The following is a 2,058-nucleotide window of genomic DNA, read 5'->3' as shown; positions in this document are numbered from 1 at the left end:
CTGCAGCAGGAAGGAGGAGAAGTCCGATGCATTGAGCGGGTGACGCACCGAACCCACCACCGTACCGCCATTGGCCTTGACCACATCGGAGGCATCCTTCTCCAGCGAATGGCCGAAGGCGTAGTCCACCGTCACGAAGTACCAGGACTTGTTGCCCAGCTTGGTCAGCGCCGCTGCCGCACCGGCGGCTTGCGAGTAGGTATCGAACATCCAGTGGAAACCGTTGGTGGCGCATTCGGCCGTGGTCAGTGCGCCGGTGGCCGGGCCGCTGTACATGGCGATGCCGCCCTTTTCCTTGACCAGCTTTTGCACCGCCAGCGCCACCGAGGAATTGGTGAGATCGGCGATGGCCTCGACCTTGTCGCGGTCCAGCCATTCGCGGGCGCGGGTCACGCCAACGTCGGGCTTGTTCTGGTTGTCGGCCGAGAGGATCTCGATCTTCATGCCTTTGCATTCATTCTTGAGGCAGTCTTCCACCGCCATTTTGGCGGCCACCACCGAACCCTGGCCGCCCATGGCCGAGTAGGGGCCGGACATGTCGGTGAGCACCCCGATCTTGACCGTGTTGGCATCCTGGGCAAGGGCGGGCATGGCCGTCATGGCCGTGGTGGCCAGCGACACCGTGCAGGCCACGGCCGCAGCCGTGAGGGAACGGCTGAAAGCGTTCTTGGACATCTTGTCTCCTTGATCTTGTGATTGTTGTCGGACCTGCCCGCGTTCATGGACGCCGGGTCTTGCCGTTGTCTCCTGCCGTGTGTCGCCTCTGTCTTCCCGGGCGGCATCACGGCCCCGCTATTCTGCATGTGCGTATTTATCGATACAATAACCACAAAGACAAAACGCTTTTGCATTGATGCACATCGGCGGCGATGCAACCATGGAGACCACATGCTGGACTGGGACAACCTCAGGATCTTTCTCGAACTCACCCGCAGCCAGGGCCTGGTGGATGCCGCCAAGAAGCTGGGCATCGACCACTCCACCGTCTCGCGCCGCATGAAACGCTTCGAGGAGCAGGTTGGCAGCCAGCTCTTCGACCGTAACAACCACGGCTACAAGCTCACTGCCGACGGCTACCGGCTGGTGGAATATGCCGAGCAGGTCGAAAGCACCCTGTATGCCGCCACCGAAGAACTGGGCGGACACAACAGCAAGCTCTCCGGCCAGGTGCGGCTGGGCGCGACCGAAGGCTTCGGCACCTTCGTGCTGGCGCCGCACATCGCGCATTTCTGTGCCCGCAATCCCCACATCACGGTGGACATGCTGCCGATGCCGCGTTTCGTGAATCTGTCCAAGCATGAGGCTGACATCAGCGTGTCGATCGAACGGCCGCTGTCGGGTAATTACGTGGTCACAAAACTGTCCGACTATGTCCTGAAGCTTTATGCTTCACGTGAGTACCTGGCCAGGCACGCGCCGATTCACACCATGGATGACCTGGCGCAACATAACTTCATCGGCTACATCGATGATCTGGTCTTCAGTGAAGAATTGCGCTACAAGGATACGGTGGCACCGGACGCTTTCCGGGCCTTCCGCAGCACCAGCGTGGTAGCGCAATACACGGCGGCCTGCGCCGGCCGCGCGCTGGCGATCCTGCCCTGCTTCCTGGCGCAGCAGTCCGACGAGCTGGTGCCCGTACTGCCCGAACAGATCGCCATCACCCGCACCTTCTGGCTGGTGGCTTCCAGCGAGCAGCGCCATGTGGCGCGGGTATCAGCCCTGTGGAGCTACCTGCGGGACTGCGTGGAGCTCAACCGCGACTTCCTGATGGGACAGTCGCGCCGGATGCGCTGGCTGGAGTGAATCCTGCCCGGGCCAGCCCGCAACAAGATGTGTTTCAACCCGGCCGCCCGGTCCCTCCCCGCGCCGGCGGCCTTTCCCAAGGAGATGATGATGGCTGCAAAGAAAATCCTGCTCTTGACCGGTGATTTCGCCGAGGATTATGAAACCATGGTGCCCTTCCAGGCCCTGCAGATGGTCGGCCACACGGTACACGCGGTCTGCCCCGGCAAGAAAGCCGGCGACAAGATCAAGACCGCCATCCACGACTTCGAA

At 61.8% G+C, this 2,058-nt stretch carries 3 protein-coding genes; 2 read left to right on the top strand and 1 reads right to left on the bottom strand.

Going from position 1 to position 2,058, the window contains the following annotated elements; genetic code table 11:
• On the bottom strand, positions 1-675 hold a 675-nt coding region (locus B3873_RS26235; protein WP_286870043.1), incomplete at its 3' end, for an ABC transporter substrate-binding protein.
• Between the two features lie 213 nt (positions 676-888).
• On the opposite strand from B3873_RS26235, the gene B3873_RS26230 reads away from it, so the two are divergent.
• Both B3873_RS26230 and B3873_RS26225 read left to right on the top strand, forming a co-directional pair.
• Positions 889-1,806 (top strand): LysR family transcriptional regulator, encoded by a 918-nt coding sequence (locus B3873_RS26230; RefSeq protein WP_252695205.1) that lies wholly within the window; start codon positions 889-891, stop codon positions 1,804-1,806.
• Positions 1,807-1,896: 90 nt separating this feature from the next.
• Positions 1,897-2,058, top strand: a 162-nt coding sequence (locus B3873_RS26225; RefSeq protein ID WP_286870050.1) for a DJ-1/PfpI family protein, incomplete at its 3' end; no start/stop codon positions are given.

Origin of the sequence: Herbaspirillum sp. UBA812 (assembly GCF_002296545.1) — a bacterium.
GTDB lineage: Bacteria > Pseudomonadota > Gammaproteobacteria > Burkholderiales > Burkholderiaceae_D > Herbaspirillum > Herbaspirillum huttiense.
Note: the sequence above shows the minus strand (reverse complement) of the source record. Positions and strands in the feature narration are given on the sequence as shown.

Coding starts and splice junctions, on each gene's coding strand:
- B3873_RS26230 (WP_252695205.1), top strand. CDS start 889: ATGCTGGACTGGGACAACCTCAGGATCTTTCTCGAACTCACCCGCAGC.